18 protein-coding genes and 1 pseudogene are annotated in these 14,787 nt (G+C 57.9%); 11 read left to right on the top strand and 8 right to left on the bottom strand.

From position 1 onward, the window contains the following. Positions 1-4: 4 nt before the first annotated feature. The 4 genes from D1823_RS10410 to D1823_RS10395 all read right to left on the bottom strand — a co-directional run bounded on the left by D1823_RS10410 (position 5) and on the right by D1823_RS10395 (position 2,385). Positions 5-577 carry a cob(I)yrinic acid a,c-diamide adenosyltransferase gene (locus D1823_RS10410; RefSeq protein WP_117869844.1) on the bottom strand — a complete coding sequence of 191 codons (573 nt, stop codon included), beginning with the start codon at positions 575-577 and terminating at the stop codon, positions 5-7. Next, positions 578-781, bottom strand: a complete 204-nt coding sequence (locus tag D1823_RS10405; RefSeq protein ID WP_117869843.1) for a twin transmembrane helix small protein — start codon at positions 779-781, stop codon at positions 578-580. It abuts the gene before it with no gap. 77 nt (positions 782-858) lie between these two features. Then, entirely contained in the window at positions 859-1,686 is an 828-nt protein-coding gene (locus D1823_RS10400; protein ID WP_117869842.1) for an SDR family NAD(P)-dependent oxidoreductase, read from the bottom strand. 69 nt (positions 1,687-1,755) lie between these two features. Continuing rightward, positions 1,756-2,385 carry an SH3 domain-containing protein gene (locus D1823_RS10395; protein WP_254683706.1) on the bottom strand — a complete coding sequence of 210 codons (630 nt, stop codon included), beginning with the start codon at positions 2,383-2,385 and terminating at the stop codon, positions 1,756-1,758. 202 nt (positions 2,386-2,587) lie between these two features. Between D1823_RS10395 and parC the strand changes: the two genes are divergently transcribed. The 4 genes from parC to D1823_RS21900 all read left to right on the top strand — a co-directional run bounded on the left by parC (position 2,588) and on the right by D1823_RS21900 (position 7,682). After that, the gene (parC, locus tag D1823_RS10390; RefSeq protein ID WP_117869841.1) at positions 2,588-4,936 is read left to right on the top strand and encodes a DNA topoisomerase IV subunit A; all 2,349 of its coding nucleotides are present in this window, start codon (positions 2,588-2,590) and stop codon (positions 4,934-4,936) included. Between the two features lie 96 nt (positions 4,937-5,032). Continuing rightward, positions 5,033-5,623, top strand: a complete 591-nt coding sequence (locus tag D1823_RS10385; protein ID WP_117869840.1) for a hypothetical protein — start codon at positions 5,033-5,035, stop codon at positions 5,621-5,623. A gap of 115 nt (positions 5,624-5,738) precedes the next feature. After that, positions 5,739-6,914: an elongation factor Tu gene (gene tuf / locus D1823_RS10380; RefSeq protein ID WP_117869839.1), complete on the top strand. Its 1,176-nt coding sequence runs from the start codon at positions 5,739-5,741 to the stop codon at positions 6,912-6,914. A 195-nt stretch (positions 6,915-7,109) separates the two neighbouring features. After that, entirely contained in the window at positions 7,110-7,682 is a 573-nt protein-coding gene (locus D1823_RS21900) for a hypothetical protein (RefSeq protein ID WP_162896808.1), read from the top strand. A gap of 256 nt (positions 7,683-7,938) precedes the next feature. On the opposite strand, the gene rpe is transcribed toward D1823_RS21900, so the two are convergent. Both rpe and D1823_RS22275 read right to left on the bottom strand, forming a co-directional pair. Further along, positions 7,939-8,628: a ribulose-phosphate 3-epimerase gene (rpe, locus tag D1823_RS10375; protein ID WP_117869838.1), complete on the bottom strand. Its 690-nt coding sequence runs from the start codon at positions 8,626-8,628 to the stop codon at positions 7,939-7,941. Between the two features lie 159 nt (positions 8,629-8,787). Next, positions 8,788-8,994: a hypothetical protein gene (locus D1823_RS22275; protein ID WP_162896807.1), complete on the bottom strand. Its 207-nt coding sequence runs from the start codon at positions 8,992-8,994 to the stop codon at positions 8,788-8,790. A 153-nt stretch (positions 8,995-9,147) separates the two neighbouring features. On the opposite strand from D1823_RS22275, the gene phnG reads away from it, so the two are divergent. The 6 genes and pseudogenes from phnG (at position 9,148) to phnN (ending at position 12,450) form a co-directional block, all read left to right on the top strand. Then, a complete protein-coding gene (phnG, locus tag D1823_RS10365) occupies positions 9,148-9,606 on the top strand; it encodes a phosphonate C-P lyase system protein PhnG (RefSeq protein WP_117869836.1) in 459 nt (152 codons plus the stop codon). Further along, a complete protein-coding gene (phnH, locus tag D1823_RS10360; protein WP_117869835.1) occupies positions 9,606-10,142 on the top strand; it encodes a phosphonate C-P lyase system protein PhnH in 537 nt (178 codons plus the stop codon). The genes phnG and phnH overlap by 1 nt, the downstream gene beginning before the upstream one ends. A 3-nt stretch (positions 10,143-10,145) precedes the next feature. After that, positions 10,146-10,420: pseudogene (locus D1823_RS10355) on the top strand (carbon-phosphorus lyase complex subunit PhnI); the annotation flags it as partial. Between the two features lie 103 nt (positions 10,421-10,523). After that, positions 10,524-11,120 (top strand): HAD family phosphatase, encoded by a 597-nt coding sequence (locus tag D1823_RS10350; protein WP_117869834.1) that lies wholly within the window; start codon positions 10,524-10,526, stop codon positions 11,118-11,120. After that, positions 11,117-11,905: an alpha-D-ribose 1-methylphosphonate 5-phosphate C-P-lyase PhnJ gene (locus D1823_RS10345; protein ID WP_254683705.1), complete on the top strand. Its 789-nt coding sequence runs from the start codon at positions 11,117-11,119 to the stop codon at positions 11,903-11,905. Before D1823_RS10350 ends, D1823_RS10345 begins: the two co-directional genes overlap by 4 nt. Continuing rightward, entirely contained in the window at positions 11,902-12,450 is a 549-nt protein-coding gene (phnN, locus tag D1823_RS10340; protein WP_117869833.1) for a phosphonate metabolism protein/1,5-bisphosphokinase (PRPP-forming) PhnN, read from the top strand. The genes D1823_RS10345 and phnN overlap by 4 nt, the downstream gene beginning before the upstream one ends. Here the strand turns inward: phnN and D1823_RS10335 are convergent. Next, positions 12,432-13,115: a DUF1045 domain-containing protein gene (locus D1823_RS10335; protein WP_117869832.1), complete on the bottom strand. Its 684-nt coding sequence runs from the start codon at positions 13,113-13,115 to the stop codon at positions 12,432-12,434. The two genes, phnN and D1823_RS10335, sit on opposite strands and share 19 nt — an antisense overlap. A gap of 52 nt (positions 13,116-13,167) precedes the next feature. Here D1823_RS10335 and D1823_RS10330 point away from each other — a divergent pair, with 52 nt between their 5' ends. Further along, positions 13,168-14,310, top strand: coding sequence for an alpha-D-ribose 1-methylphosphonate 5-triphosphate diphosphatase (locus D1823_RS10330; protein WP_117869831.1), 1,143 nt, complete (start codon positions 13,168-13,170; stop codon positions 14,308-14,310). Here D1823_RS10330 and D1823_RS10325 read toward each other — a convergent pair whose 3' ends face one another. Beyond that, on the bottom strand, positions 14,311-14,787 hold the full coding sequence (locus tag D1823_RS10325; RefSeq protein WP_117869830.1) for a class I SAM-dependent methyltransferase: 477 nt from the start codon (positions 14,785-14,787) through the stop codon (positions 14,311-14,313).

The following is a 14,787-nucleotide window of genomic DNA, read 5'->3' as shown; positions in this document are numbered from 1 at the left end:
GCGATCAGCGGTTCGCGCCCGGAACCCACAATACGTCGTCTTTACCGTTTGCGTTTGCGCAACGGGCAGCAACAAAGAACCAGTCGCTGAGACGGTTGAGGTATTTGACCGCCACGTCGTTGACGGGCTCCATATTCGTCAGTTCGACCGCAAGCCGTTCGGCCCGGCGCGAAACGGTGCGGCACACATGCAGATGTGCAGCCAGACGCGAGCCACCGGGCAGGATGAAGCTGCGCAGAGGTTCCAGCGTCTCGTTCATTACGTCGATCTCGGCTTCCAGTCGGTCGATCTGGGCGGACACGATGCGCAGAGGCGGGTAATCGGCCTCGGCATCTTTCTCCATGTCAGGTCGGCAGAGGTCGGCCCCCAGATCGAACAGGTCATTCTGAATGCGCGACAGCGCGATCTCGACATCGCCTTCGGCTTCAGTCCGTGCCACGCCGACAAAAGCGTTCAGTTCGTCCACTGTGCCGTAGGCTGCGACGCGGCCCGAGTATTTTGCTACACGCTCGCCATTGCCCAGAGCGGTTTTTCCGTCATCGCCAGTGCGCGTGTAGATTTTGTTGAGTACGACCATTTATTGAACTCCCTGTCCGCGCAGATACACGAAAAGCACGATCAACAACACGGCGATGAACTGAAAGAGAATGCGCAGGCGCATCATCTTGTTGCTCTTCTTGGCCGCTTCCATGCCGCCTTTGCCGAAATTCGCGATGCCCAGGGCCAAAACAACGACAACCGCCGCCATAGCCAGAAGCAGAATGACCATCAGAAGGTCCATATGAAGTCACCGTCCGGTTTTTTCGATTATCACCCATCTAGCGTCAGAGCGTCGAAAAGCGAACGGGAAATATCGTCTCAGATATCCGAAAGGATGCGATCAGTTGCTTTTGTGGGCAGGATCCGGCGCAGGAACCCCGCGACATATGTCGGGGTGGTCACGTAATAACGCGGTTTTGGTCGTCGCGCCTCGATCGCGCGGGCCAGCTTGTCCGTGACGGCAGAGGCGGGCAATTCAAACCGGTCTGGCCCACTGCTTTCGTAAAGACGCTTCAGTAGTGAGTCCTCATACTTTTCCCGAATGGCCGAGTTTTCCCAGTCGATGTATTTCTCGAACATGGGGATCGCCTTTTCCCGGAGTTTTGAGGTGATGGGGCCGGGCTCGATCAGGGCGACGTGGATGTCGGTATCCCGAAGCTCCAACCTAAGCGTGTCGGTCAGCCCTTCGATCGCGTATTTCGTGGCGACATACGCGCCGCGCCACGGGAAGGCGACAAGACCCAGAACCGAGGAACATTGCACAATCCGGCCATGACCCTGTTCCCGCATGACGGGAATGACCTGTCGGGTCAGCTCGTGCCAGCCAAAGACATTGGTCTCAAAAATATGGCGCAGACCATCTGTCGGAACATCCTCAACCGCGCCGGGCAGGCCATGTGCGCCATTGTTGAACACGGCATCCAGAGAGCCGCCTGTAGCCTCAAGAACATAAGACAAACCCGACGTGATGCTGTCTGTATCGGTGTAGTCGATTCTGGGACTTTCGAACCCCTGCGCACGCAGGCGATCACAGTCGCGTTGCTGGCGGCAGGATGCAAAAACGCGCCAGCCGCGCGCACGCATTCCGTGTGCCGCGTCCAGACCGATGCCTGACGAGCATCCTGTAATTAGAATCGATTTCTGCATGTGCCTTCCGAACCTGATCCCCGCCCATAGCTATGGCGGGGTTTGCGGCAGGGCAATGACGCTTCGATGTCAGTTCGTTGTTTTCCGGACGAGTGATGCCGAAATCCACCCAACCTGTTGCCCGGGTAACACGCGCAGGCGCAACCAGCCGCTGCCTGAATCTCCAAAGACCTCAACCTGCTGGCCAATCCTGGCCTTGCCGATGATCGGATAGATCGTCCCCGGCCCATCGCGCAGGTTTACACGGGTTCCTGAAATTTCGCGGATATCCTTGGTGACCTCAACAGGGGCGGGCAGTTCAACCGTTGGCAATTCGGCGTCGGTAGTCACCTGTTCCAAGGAGGCCAAGCCTTGCTCCAGTGATGCCAGGGTCAGTGTGACGTTTTCGTCAGCGAACAGCGTGGGGTTCGCCTTCAAGCCAGCCGCAACCTGAGACAACAGCGCTTTTGTTTCTGCTTCATCCAACTCGGCGACAGTTTTAGTGACCGGGGGGCCCGATACTGACGGCTCTACTGCAGCACGAACGACCAAAGTTTCGGCAGGTGCTGGTTCGACGGCTGGTTTGACAGGTCTTGGCGCAGTGGCAACGCGTTCCGGTTCCGCTGTGCGGACTCCGCGCGGCTCAAAGTCGGGACCTCCGCTCATAACGTAAAAGGTCCAGCCGAGTGCGGCGAAAGTAACAAGTACAAGGCGCGTCATGGCGCATCCCCCAGGTCAATCGTAACAACAAAAAGGCAGCAATTATTCAATTGTTGGAATGATAGCATAATAGTGCGCTTGAGTCGAAAATTCGGGGAAAACACTGACTTGCCTCCCCCTGTTGCAAAAAGCGCGACTTGTCCCCAGTAAAATACGCGTTGCTTGCTTTACCAAGACGTCCTTGCGTCGTATCACATCATATATGAACGATACGATCGACGACCCCAACATGGAGGCCCCCGACAACGGGGGTGAGGTGGCGGAGCCGCTGCGCCGCGCGATAGGCGAGCGTTACCTGACCTATGCGCTGTCCACCATCATGCACCGTGCCCTGCCGGATGCGCGGGACGGATTGAAGCCGGTACATCGGCGAATCCTCTATGCGATGAGAGAACTGCGACTCAGTGCAACCGGAGGCTTTCGGAAGTCCGCCAAGATTTCCGGCGACGTGATGGGCAATTATCACCCGCACGGTGACGCCGCCATTTACGACGCGATGGCGCGTTTGGCGCAGGACTTCAACGTCCGGTACCCGCTGGTAGACGGGCAGGGGAACTTCGGCAACATCGACGGCGACAACCCGGCGGCCTCGCGATACACCGAGGCGCGGATGACCATCGTCGCCGAAGCGCTGCTTGAGGGTCTGAACGAAGATGCCGTCGACTTCCGCGACAATTACGATGGGACACTGACCGAGCCGGTGGTGCTGCCCGCTCAGTTTCCGAACCTGCTGGCCAATGGTGCAAGCGGCATCGCCGTTGGAATGGCGACAAATATCCCGCCGCACAATATTTCGGAACTTTGTGATGCATGTCTGCATCTGATCAAGACGCCAGACGCGCGCGATGATACGTTGCTGAATTACGTGCCGGGTCCAGACTTTCCGACCGGTGGGGTAATCGTCGAGCCACCGGAGAATATCGCGCAGGCTTATCGCACAGGGCGCGGGTCGTTCCGGTTGCGCTGCAAGTTTGAGGTCGAAGATCTGGGCCGCGGTCAGTGGCAGATCGTCGTCACTGAGATCCCCTATCAGGTTCAGAAGTCCAAGCTGATCGAAAAGATCGCGGAACTAATCCAGACTAAGAAAATCCCGATCCTCGCCGATGTGCGGGATGAATCCGCCGATGACATCCGCCTGATCCTCGAGCCGCGTTCCAAGAACGTCGACCCCGAGGTGTTGATGGGTATGCTCTATCGCAATTCGGACCTCGAGGTGCGGTTCAACCTGAACATGAACGTGCTGATCGACGGGGTGACGCCGAAAGTCTGCTCGATGAAGGAAGTGCTGCGCGCCTTCCTCGATCACCGGCAAGAGGTGCTTCTGCGTCGGTCCCGCCACCGTATGGCGAAGATTGATCATCGTCTGGAGGTGCTGGAGGGCTTTATCGTTGCTTTCCTGAACCTCGACCGTGTGATCGACATTATCCGTTACGACGACGACCCCAAGGCAGCGCTGATGCGCGAGGATTGGGGCATTACCCATGTCCGCGCCACCGACGAGTCAGATTATGTCACGCCCAAGCCGGGTGAGGGTGAACTGTCTGAGGTTCAGGTCGACGCCATCCTGAACATGCGCCTTCGCAGCTTGCGTCGTCTGGAAGAGATGGAGCTGGTCCGCGAGCGTGACGAGTTGATGCTGGAGCGTGCCAACCTTGAGGACCTGCTGGCCGACGAAGGACTGCAATGGGCCAAGATCGCCGAGCAGTTGAAAGAAACCAAAAAGACCTTCGGCAAAGACTACGAAGGTGGAGCGCGTCGGACCCGGTTCGCTGAGGCCGGGCAGGTCGAAGAAGTGCCGCTTGAAGCGATGATCGACAAGGAACCGATCACCGTGGTCTGTTCTCAGATGGGGTGGATTCGCGCGATGACGGGCCATATCGATCTGAAGCGCGAACTTAAGTTCAAGGATGGCGACGGTCCGAGGTTCATCTTCCACGCGGAAACGACGGACCGGCTGCTGGTGTTTGCCTCGAACGGGCGGTTCTACACCGTTAGTGCTGCCAACCTGCCCGGCGGGCGGGGCATGGGCGAGCCCTTGCGCCTCATGGTTGATCTGCCGAACGAGGTGCAGATCATCGACATTCTGATCCACAAGCCCGGCCGCAAGCTTTTGGTGGCTTCGGACGCGGGCAACGGATTCATGGTTCCCGAGGACGATGTTCTTGCTCAGACCCGCAATGGCAAGCAGGTGCTGAACGTCAAAGGCGGCGAAACGGCAATGATCTGCAAGCCGGTCGATGGCGACCACGTGGCTGTCATATCCCAAAACGGCAAGTTCCTGGTTTTCCCAACCGAGGAATTGCCCGAGATGACGCGCGGAAAAGGTGTGCGTTTGCAAAAGTACAATATGGCGCGAGGTCGGCAGGGAACGCTCGAGCTGGATGGCGGTTTGTCGGATGTAACGACCTTCAACTGGGAAGAGGGCCTGAAATGGTCCATGGGCGGCGAAAAGACCCGACATGAGGCGGATATGACGCAATGGCTGGCAAAACGGGCCACTGTCGGGAAAAAACCACCCTATGGCTTCCCACGTGACTATAAGTTTTCGTGATCGCGCTGCTGCGCAGGTGAATTTCCGCCGATACGGCTTGGCACAACCCGTATCGGTGCGCTAGATCAACAAAAAACAGGCCTATCGAGACGAGACATGTTGCGCATTCTGACGCTGATCACCGGACTGGCCCTGATGGCCGCCTGCACACAGACACAAGTGTATGAACCACCTGAATCCCTTGGCGAGTTCAAACTGCGTGTCAACTATGCCTTTGCGGACAAGGCCGTTCAGGGACCTGTGTCGCGGGACGCCACACCTGAAGAATGGACAAAAGCCATCCAGAACGCTGTTGATATTCGTTTGGGGCGTTACGATGGTTCGCAGGAATATGACGTCGGCATTAGTCTGGAGGGCTACATGCTGGCTCCGCCGGGAATACCTGTGATTTACAATCCCAGAAGCACTGCGATTGTGCTGGTCAACGTCTATGACGTGAAGAAGAAAGAGTTTCTGGCCAAAGGGAAGCAATTTCAGGTGCTGGAAGACACCACCGGCGGAAGTGCATTTAAAGGGTCAGGGCACGAGCGCACCAAAGAAGAACAGATGAGCGGTCTGGCTCTAAAAGTTGCCGACCGTGTCGAGGAATGGCTTGCTGAAGAGCATGAAGAAAACGGCTGGTTTGACAAACGGCCAGACCTGATCCAGCCGCTGGAATCTGTCGAGGTCACGCAAAATCCAACGTGATCGGCGCATTTCCCTCAGGATGTGCTTGATTTTCCGCTTTGAACCAAATATCTCGCGCGCGCAGATGTAACCACGGGACCAAGGGTCCCCCAAATCGCAAAAGGGCGCCTGAGGAATGGCAAAGGAAAAGTTTGAGCGTAATAAGCCGCACGTCAACATCGGCACGATTGGCCACGTTGACCACGGCAAGACCACGCTGACCGCAGCAATCACCAAGTATTTCGGTGACTTCAAAGCGTATGACCAGATTGACGGCGCGCCTGAAGAAAAAGCACGTGGCATCACCATCTCGACCGCCCACGTGGAATACGAGACCGACACGCGTCACTATGCGCACGTCGACTGCCCCGGCCACGCCGACTACGTCAAGAACATGATCACCGGTGCCGCACAGATGGACGGCGCGATCCTGGTTGTGAACGCTGCTGACGGCCCGATGCCGCAGACCCGCGAGCACATCCTGCTGGGCCGCCAGGTTGGCATCCCGACGATGGTCGTGTTCATGAACAAAGTGGATCAGGTTGACGACGAAGAACTGCTGGAACTGGTGGAAATGGAAATCCGCGAGCTGCTGTCTTCGTATGACTACCCCGGCGACGACATTCCTGTCATCGCAGGTTCGGCTCTGGCCGCGATGGAAGGCAACAAGCCGGAAATCGGCGAAGAATCGATCCGCAAGCTGATGGCTGCCGTGGACGAGTACATCCCGACACCTGAGCGCGCTGTTGACCAGCCGTTCCTGATGCCGGTCGAAGACGTGTTCTCGATCTCGGGTCGTGGTACCGTTGTGACCGGTCGTGTCGAGCGTGGCGTGATCAACGTTGGCGACGAGATCGAAATCGTCGGCATCCGCGACACTCAGAAAACCACCTGTACTGGTGTTGAAATGTTCCGCAAGCTGCTGGATCGCGGTGAAGCGGGCGACAACATCGGCGCCCTGCTGCGCGGCATCGACCGTGACGGTGTTGAGCGTGGCCAGGTTCTGTGTAAGCCGGGTTCGGTTACACCGCACACCAAGTTCGAAGCCGAAGCCTATATCCTGACCAAGGAAGAAGGCGGTCGTCACACTCCGTTCTTCGCGAACTACCGTCCTCAGTTCTACTTCCGTACAACTGACGTGACCGGCACCGTGACCCTGGCGGCTGGCACCGAGATGGTTATGCCTGGCGACAACGTGTCGTTCGAGGTTGAGCTGATCGCACCGATCGCGATGGAGCAGGGCCTGCGCTTCGCCATCCGCGAAGGCGGCCGCACTGTCGGCGCCGGCGTTGTGTCGAAGATCGTAGAATAATCGGTAGGCCGGGCTTCAGCCCGGCACATCGATGAACTAAAGAAGGCCGCCCCAAATCGGGCGGCCTTTTTCGATCTACCGCTTAGCGGGACGAAGCGGCAACTGGCTAAGACTGCTTTCGTTGCACTGCGTTGCATGTGTCGGCATGATTGCCGTGCTGTCTGAGAGATGAGTCCGCAAATAGGGATGAAACAAATGAATTCAATCGTGAAGGTTGCCCCCATTGTAGTCACGACCTTGACTGCAATGTTTGCACTTTTCGCTACGGTGACAAGCATCAGAGCAGGTGAAATACGATTCTGGGAGATGCCCAAGGGATGTAGTTGGACTGAGAAATACTCTAATGGAAACGAATGGGTGAGCACTTTCGTTGGTAAGCGGAATGGCGCTTTTAGGGTCGTTACTCGCAATAAAGTCGGTTCGCGCGAAAGAATAAGCACCACTGACTATAACGAAAGTGGGCTGATGACGCGTAGAGTTTGGGCCGGGAATAAATGGGAGAGCTTTGAGCCTCACAGTTGTTTCGGTGTTGCAGGAAAATGCACCTATACATATCGAAACGCTGATGGCGAAGAGTTCGAGATTTCATCCAAAACGTCAGCGTTGGGCAACTCCGTTTTTCGAGTGGACGCAAGTTCGTCTAAGACAGGAAAGTTCCCGGTCGATACTGTTCGGACTACTCACTTTGGACTGCAATTGTCTTCTGAAAACGCTAACTTTTCATCTTCAATGACCGAACTTCGTAGCTGTAATCTTCCTATATCGTGACTGCATTTCGGTGGTTTCGTTAGACGTTTCGTCCCGCAATCGACTCAGCTCTAAACGGCTCCTTCGGGCTCAAAGCCGCCATTGCGACAGTATACTGTTCCTTCTTGGCCAAACCTCTCACATCCGTGCAAGTCGCTTGAGCTCTCACCTGGAACACCAGAGTAGGGTGTTCCCTCCTTGTCGGTTTCGAACGTGATTGGCCATGTACGCTTGTTTGTTCAGACCGGATAGGCTTGCGCGTTTTGTCCTACAAGCTTCACTGCTGAGCAGATTCAGCCGCAGCCCGTACCGCATTAATATTCTCGCCATAGACTTCGGGATTGGTCACCGACCCACCCTTGAACACCGCTGACCCTGCCACCAGAACATCAGCACCTGCCGCGGCAACCAGAGGGGCGGTCAGTGGGTCGACCCCGCCATCGATCTCGATATGGATCGGGCGGTCTCCGATCATTTGACGCAGCTTGCGGACTTTGTCGGTCATGTCGATGAACTTCTGGCCGCCAAAGCCCGGGTTCACTGTCATGACGCAAACCAGGTCTGCCAGTTCCAATAGGTGTTCAACTGTCTCGGCGGGCGTGCCGGGGTTCAGTGCGACGCCTGCTTTCATACCGGCGGCGCGAATGGCTTGCAGAGTGCGGTGTGTATGCGGGCCGGCCTCAACATGGGCGGTCAGGATATCCGCGCCCGCGTCCGCGTAGGCCTGAATGTACGGATCAACCGGGGTGATCATCAGGTGAACGTCCATCACCGTTTTGACATGTGGCCGAAAAGCTTTTACCGCCGGGGGGCCAAAGGTCAGGTTTGGAACGAAATGGCCGTCCATCACGTCCACATGAACCCAGTCTGCGCCCTGTGCTTCGATGGTCTGAATTTCCTGTCCGAAATTAGCGAAGTCGGCGGACAGGATAGACGGCGCGATCTTGATGGTACGGTCAAAGCTCATGGTGGCCTCGTATCAGCTGAAGAGTCGCGGATGCGTATACCCGTGGGGCGGTGGGATGGATAGCCCCCGCGAACGCTGTGTTGGCACAAAACTTTCACCGCGGTGCAACGCATCCGTTGAACGGCACCTGTAGCAGCCGGTTGGCAAGGATTGCGGGCGCTAGTTGTCGTGGTCTCGAACGTCCTGCGCGGGGCGCTCAATCGTTCTTCGCCGCATGCGGCCAGGTTCAAGCTTTTCCCAATGGACGAAATCCATCGCGCTATCGGTTTTCCGGATCGCCTTGACATTGTGGACAGCACCCGGGCGTATTCGGAAAGAGACGCGTAAAATCCGCATCTGCGCGTCGCCGAACTGCGATTTCTTCATCAGAATCTCCTCTTTCATCATTCGAGAAAACTCTACTTTCATACACCCCTAATTTTCGGGGGGATTACCGTCCCAGATTGCGTTTCGGCAACCTGGTGGTCAAAATTTGTCTAGTTGTGTGTTTCTGGTAGACACCTTGGCCAAGAGGCTTTGATGACAAACCAGACGGAAATCGAGATCAAGGCACGGAAGGAATGGGTGGGCCTGCTGGCGCGCGCGCCAGACGCCACCCTGATGACACTATGGGGCGGCATTCAGGACTGCCCGATTTTCGAATGGCTGCGCGGACCCGAGGTGGGGGGTGTCATGGTGCGTGGCCGCATCGGAGGTTCCGGCGCTCTGTTCAGCCTGGGTGAAATGACCGTTACGCGCTGCTCAGTCGTGTTGCAGGATGGTACGGTCTATCACGGATATGTTCAGGGCAGGTCGAAATCCAAGGCAGAAGCTGCGGCGTTGATTGACGCGACGGTGCAGACAGCAACTGCTGGAGACTTGCAGGCACGGTTGCGCGACCCGTTGCGACAGCAAATGCAGGCGTACAAAACCGCGCGCGCCGCAGAGGCAGCGGCCACCAAGGTTGAGTTTTTTACGCAGGTTCGGGGGGAAGACTGATGTCTGTTCAAATGCGGTTTTCAGGGGGCTCGCGAAACGCTCCTGTCGATGTGGCACATGCAATCCGCGCTCTGGCTGGCTGTGAACCACCTGCGCCCTTGTCCGTCGCGGCTGGCACGCTGATCCTGACGCTTTGCGACGCTGAGACAAACGTTCATCTGGCGGGCGAAGCCGACACCGACGCGGTGCGCGAATGGCTGACCTTTCACACGGGTGCACGGATGGTGGCAGCGGAAGAGGCTGATTTTGCCCTTGGCACGTGGGATGTATTGGGGCCGCTCGATACCTACCGTATCGGAACGCTGGAGTATCCGGATCATTCCGCGACGCTTATTGTGGAATGCAAGCGGCTGGAGCAGAACGGTGCGGTTCTGAGCGGCCCGGGGATTCGGTACACTGCGCAGCTTTCTCTGCCGGATGCTGCGGCGCTTCAGAGTAATGCGCCGCTCTATCCGTTGGGGTGTGATTTCTTTTTAACCTGCGGTGAGGCGGTCGCGGCCCTGCCGCGTAGCACGCAGATCAGGTCGGAGGGTTAAGCCATGTATGTTGCTGTAAAAGGGCGTGAAGAAACCATCGAGAATACCCATGCGTGGTTGTCCGAAGAACGCCGTGGCGCGACGGATCTGGCGGAACTGAGCCTGGCACAGATCCGTGAACAGTTGAGCCTTGCGTGAGTCGGGCAATGGCAGAAGGGTCCTTGTACGATCCCAACCTGGCTGTGCTGGAGGTCAAACAGGCACGTGGCGATCTGACCGAGGCGATCTTCCTCGCCCGCGCTTACCGCGCAACATTGCCACGTTTGGTGTATTCCAAGAACAAACCAAGCTACAGCATTACGTCGATTTCCAGTCCGAGCTGGAACTGGTCCACAAACTGCGCCGAAAGGCCGAAGAGCGCACCTCGAAGGAGGCCCTAGAATGAAAACCGTCGTTTTTGATATCGGAAACGTGCTGGTCAAATGGGATCCGCATTTGGCATGGCTGGACGAGATGGGTAGCCGCGAGGCGGTGGCAGAGTTCCTGACGCGCATCGATTTCCCCGAACGCAACCTGCGGGCCGACGGGGGCGAGATGTTCGCCGATCTGGCCGCTGAACTGGAGAATGCGGAAGATCGGCAGCGCCTCAGTGTTTATGTTGAGCGTTATGCCAGAACCGTTCCACACAAGATCAAGGGAAGCTGGCGCCTGCTTTACCGCCTGAAGGAGAAAGGCCTGCCGGTTCACGCGATCACCAATTGGTCAGCGGAAACCTGGCCTGTCGGCGTGGGGGCACACCCCGAATTGGGCGACGTGTTTGGCGTTACCGTCGTGTCGGGGCAGGAGAAGCTGTTGAAGCCCCAGCCAGAGATTTTCCATTTGTTGTGCAATCGGGCCGGGCTTTCACCTGAGAACTGCATTTTCATCGATGACGGGTTGCACAATGTCGAAGGAGCGTGTGCGGTTGGCATGGATGGGATCCACTTCACCTCGCCGCACGCGTTGGAACATGCCCTCATCGAAAGAGGCTGCTTATGAGCGCATACAATTTCGCCTATTTCGACGAACAAACCAAGCGGATGATCCGGCGGGCGATCCTCAAAGGCCTGGCCATGCCGGGGTGTCAGGTACCGTTTGCCAGTCGCGAGATGCCGATGCCCTATGGCTGGGGTGCCGGGGGCGTACAGGTTTCAGCCGCGACACTGACGCCCGAGGATACGCTCAAGGTGATCGATCAGGGCGCAGACGGCAGGACCAACGCCGTGTCCATCCGCAAGTTCTTTGAGAACACGGCGGGGGCCGCCGCCACCGAAGAAACGGAAAAGGCAACCGTCATCCAGACCCGCCATCGCATCCCCGAGGCAAAGCTGCGCCAGACCCTTTCTCTGCGTCGTGACACGTTGGACTATGTCAGCCAGTTCCTGCGGTTCGTGCCTCGGGTGCCGTTGCTGGACGATGTGGCAGAACCCCTGCTGACCGCTGGCTGTGACAGACAAGTTGCACTGGGCAAAGTATCCGGGTTGTTGAAACGGCTGAATACTCCCGAACGCCTTTGGATCCTCAGCGCGACGACCTTCTCGGGCGGCGAAAAGCAGCGGGTGAGCATTGCACGAGGCTTTGCGCACGAGTATCCGGCGATGCTGTTGGATGAACCAACGGCGAGTCTGGATGCGCAGAACCTCGAAACCGTTTTGCCCCTGATCGAAGAGGCAAAGAACAAAGGTATGACGATTGTCTGGATTTTTCAGGATTTCGACGCACGTGAGCGGTTTTGTGACCGAGAGGTCGATGTCTCGGACTTCACGCCGGGGATAGCGGCATGACGCTTGCCCCAGTCATAGCGATCGTCGGTCCTTCGGGTGTCGGAAAAGACAGCGTAATGAACGCGTTGGTGGCACGAGCGTCGGGGTTTCAGCGTGTGCGGCGGGTGATTACCCGCCCCGAGGGCGAAGAGGGCGAGGACTTCGACCGGGTCTCGGTCGAGACATTTCAGCGGATGGAATGGGATGGTGCTTTTGCTTTGAACTGGCGTGCGCATGGGCTGTATTACGGTGTGCCGAAGACGATCACACAGCAGCGGCAGGTGGCCGAGGCCGTTCTGGTCAACCTGTCACGAACGGTGTTGATTCAGGCGCAGGAGGTGTTCGGTGATCTGATCGTGATTTCCCTGACAGCGGAGGCCGAGGTTCTGGCCAAACGCCTGTCCGCACGGGGGCGGGAAGGCAAGGCAGAACAGACGCGGCGCCTGGACCGGGCCCAAACGTCTTTGCCCAACGGTCTGAACCGGGTCATGGACATCGACAACTCCGGTGCGATGGAAGATACGGTTGCCGAAATCCTGTCGCACCTTCAACCGGAGAGCGCATAGCGATGGATCAGGTGAAACCGCCCGTCCTCAGCCTCGCCCGTCAGGGCCAGATCCGTGATCTGGAAGGGCCGCGGCAGCAATGGGGCCAGATGGGATTGCAACACGTCCTGAGTTGCTCTCAGGGTTGGTTTGTCCAGCTTGCCGCTCAGCGTGATGTGAAAGCGGAACGCGTCCAGAACGAAAGGATAGCCCCACTGAACCAGGTTGGCGCCTTGCTCTGGGGTCAACCCGGCGGCGCGACGGCGGGTCAATTCGGCCTCGGAGGTGGGCGCACGAAATTTGTCCAGTTCCCGAACACAGGCAGCAGCAAGCGCATTCAGCGCCTGGGTCTCACCCAGCGGACGCAGTGCGAGAAAGCGCCCAAACCGGGCGATCTCAAGGCCATCCAGCGACACAGGCGGTTGGCGGGAGGCGAGCGAACCGCAAGCCTCGTACAGGGCTACGAACGTTTTGTCGTTGCGCAGTCTGAAGGGCGGTTTCAGGGTCGCGTGCAGCCCGTACTTGCGCGGTACTTCCGTGACAGCGACAACATCGATGCCTTCAACAATAGGATGCGTAACCTGCTTTCCCGCTTCCATGTCCCAACCCAGCCAGCTGGTTGCAAATTTCGTCCATTCCGCGCCCGCCGGTGGCGCAAAATAGATCGCGTATCGCGTAAATGTCATATCGGCCTCCTTTTGCGTGGCCTGCCTCGACCTCAAAATGCGTGAAGTTCAGATGACAGAAGACTTGATCCTTGCCAATGCCACGCTTGTATTGCCGCATGAAACCATAACCGGAAGTGTCCGGATTGTGGGTGAGACCATCGCTGAAATCGACACTGGAAACAGGGTTCCTGCAGGCGCGATCGATTGCGAAGGCGATTATGTCAGCCCCGGGCTTGTCGAGTTGCACACGGACAACCTTGAGCGTCACATTCAACCGCGTCCACAGGTGAACTGGCCCCATGCCGCTGCAATTCTTGCGCATGATGCGGAATTGGCCAGCACCGGGATCACGACAGTGTTTGACGCCATGCGGGTTGGATCGATCCCGTCGGGCGCGCGGCGGTACGGGAAATACGCCCGCGGCCTGTCGCAGGAGTTGTGGGATCTGCGCGAACAGGATGCGCTTAAGATCAGCCACTTTCTGCACTTGCGGGCCGAGGTGTGTTCGGAAACTCTGGTTGAAGAGCTGAACGAATTTGGACCAGAAGACAGGGTTGGCATTGTGTCCATAATGGATCACACACCCGGACAGCGTCAGTTTCGAGATATGAACAAGCTGGAAACCTATCTGAAAGCCAAATATGCCATGGACGATGACATGTACTTTCAGCATGTGACGCAACTGAAAGGGCTTCGAAATCGCAATGGCGATCTGCACGAGGTCGAAGCTGTCAAGGCTGCCTGCCGTTTCGGAGCAGTATTGGCCAGCCATGACGACACGACGGAAGATCAGGTGAAGGTGTCCGCAGGTCATGGCATCCGTCTGGCCGAGTTCCCCACGACCGTCGAAGCGGCACGCGCCTGCCACGAAAACGACATTCAGATCATGATGGGTGCGCCGAACATAATCCGTGGGGGATCGCATTCTGGCAATGTTGCGGCCTGCGAGCTGGCCCGGCTTGGGTATCTGGACATCCTGTCTTCGGATTATGTGCCGTCGGCCTTGTTGTTGTCGGCGGTTAGGCTGGGCGAGATCTGGGGCGACATGGCACGCGGGATGAAGACGGTAACGCTGGCCCCGGCTCAGGCGGCAGGGTTGGAGGAACGGGGTGAACTGCGCGCCGACGCCCGCGCCGATGTCATTCGCTTCCGGATGCGCGCGGAAGTACCCGTCCCGAGTTCGGTCTGGGTGCGAGGTCGACGCGTGGCGTAATCAGGCCGTGTAAAACAGGTAACGGTCCGGGGCGATTGTCTTGGGCCCCTGGATCTGGGCAAAGCCGACCAGGGGTTGACCTGAAATCAACAACCCTCCGGGCTGCATGACTTTCTCGATCAGCGGGCTGAGCCGCTCTGCTTCGGCTACGTCCTGGTGCTTGATGCCGCGTCCGAAGTCGTAATGCGCCAGCGCGATCCTATGCCCGCCGGCTGCCAGCCTGTGCAGCATTGGTTCGGCTTCACCCTGCAGGAAATCCTCGGCCGGGGGGGTGCTGTTCGGATGGCATTGCAGGACACGGTCCATCACCCAGATCCGGCGCTCGGGCAGGATTTCACGCAGGTGGTCATAGGTGCGGCCATTGCCCAACCCCATGTCCAGCACGTCGCCCGGCTGACCGCTGATCCGCTCGGCTGCCCAGTTCAGTCCGTCGCGTTGGGCCGTCAGGCGGCGCAGCATGGAATCCAATCGGCTCAT

The sequence above is a fragment of the Ruegeria sp. AD91A genome (assembly GCF_003443535.1).
In the GTDB taxonomy this organism is placed as follows: Bacteria; Pseudomonadota; Alphaproteobacteria; order Rhodobacterales; family Rhodobacteraceae; genus Ruegeria.
Note: the sequence above shows the minus strand (reverse complement) of the source record. Positions and strands in the feature narration are given on the sequence as shown.

Coding starts and splice junctions, on each gene's coding strand:
- D1823_RS10410 (WP_117869844.1), bottom strand. CDS start 577: ATGGTCGTACTCAACAAAATCTACACGCGCACTGGCGATGACGGAAAA.
- D1823_RS10405 (WP_117869843.1), bottom strand. CDS start 781: ATGGACCTTCTGATGGTCATTCTGCTTCTGGCTATGGCGGCGGTTGTC.
- D1823_RS10400 (WP_117869842.1), bottom strand. CDS start 1,686: ATGCAGAAATCGATTCTAATTACAGGATGCTCGTCAGGCATCGGTCTG.
- D1823_RS10395 (WP_254683706.1), bottom strand. CDS start 2,385: ATGACGCGCCTTGTACTTGTTACTTTCGCCGCACTCGGCTGGACCTTT.
- parC (WP_117869841.1), top strand. CDS start 2,588: ATGAACGATACGATCGACGACCCCAACATGGAGGCCCCCGACAACGGG.
- D1823_RS10385 (WP_117869840.1), top strand. CDS start 5,033: ATGTTGCGCATTCTGACGCTGATCACCGGACTGGCCCTGATGGCCGCC.
- tuf (WP_117869839.1), top strand. CDS start 5,739: ATGGCAAAGGAAAAGTTTGAGCGTAATAAGCCGCACGTCAACATCGGC.
- D1823_RS21900 (WP_162896808.1), top strand. CDS start 7,110: ATGAATTCAATCGTGAAGGTTGCCCCCATTGTAGTCACGACCTTGACT.
- rpe (WP_117869838.1), bottom strand. CDS start 8,628: ATGAGCTTTGACCGTACCATCAAGATCGCGCCGTCTATCCTGTCCGCC.
- D1823_RS22275 (WP_162896807.1), bottom strand. CDS start 8,994: ATGAAGAAATCGCAGTTCGGCGACGCGCAGATGCGGATTTTACGCGTC.
- phnG (WP_117869836.1), top strand. CDS start 9,148: ATGACAAACCAGACGGAAATCGAGATCAAGGCACGGAAGGAATGGGTG.
- phnH (WP_117869835.1), top strand. CDS start 9,606: ATGTCTGTTCAAATGCGGTTTTCAGGGGGCTCGCGAAACGCTCCTGTC.
- D1823_RS10350 (WP_117869834.1), top strand. CDS start 10,524: ATGAAAACCGTCGTTTTTGATATCGGAAACGTGCTGGTCAAATGGGAT.
- D1823_RS10345 (WP_254683705.1), top strand. CDS start 11,117: ATGAGCGCATACAATTTCGCCTATTTCGACGAACAAACCAAGCGGATG.
- phnN (WP_117869833.1), top strand. CDS start 11,902: ATGACGCTTGCCCCAGTCATAGCGATCGTCGGTCCTTCGGGTGTCGGA.
- D1823_RS10335 (WP_117869832.1), bottom strand. CDS start 13,115: ATGACATTTACGCGATACGCGATCTATTTTGCGCCACCGGCGGGCGCG.
- D1823_RS10330 (WP_117869831.1), top strand. CDS start 13,168: ATGACAGAAGACTTGATCCTTGCCAATGCCACGCTTGTATTGCCGCAT.
- D1823_RS10325 (WP_117869830.1), bottom strand. CDS start 14,787: ATGAGCCGATTGGATTCCATGCTGCGCCGCCTGACGGCCCAACGCGAC.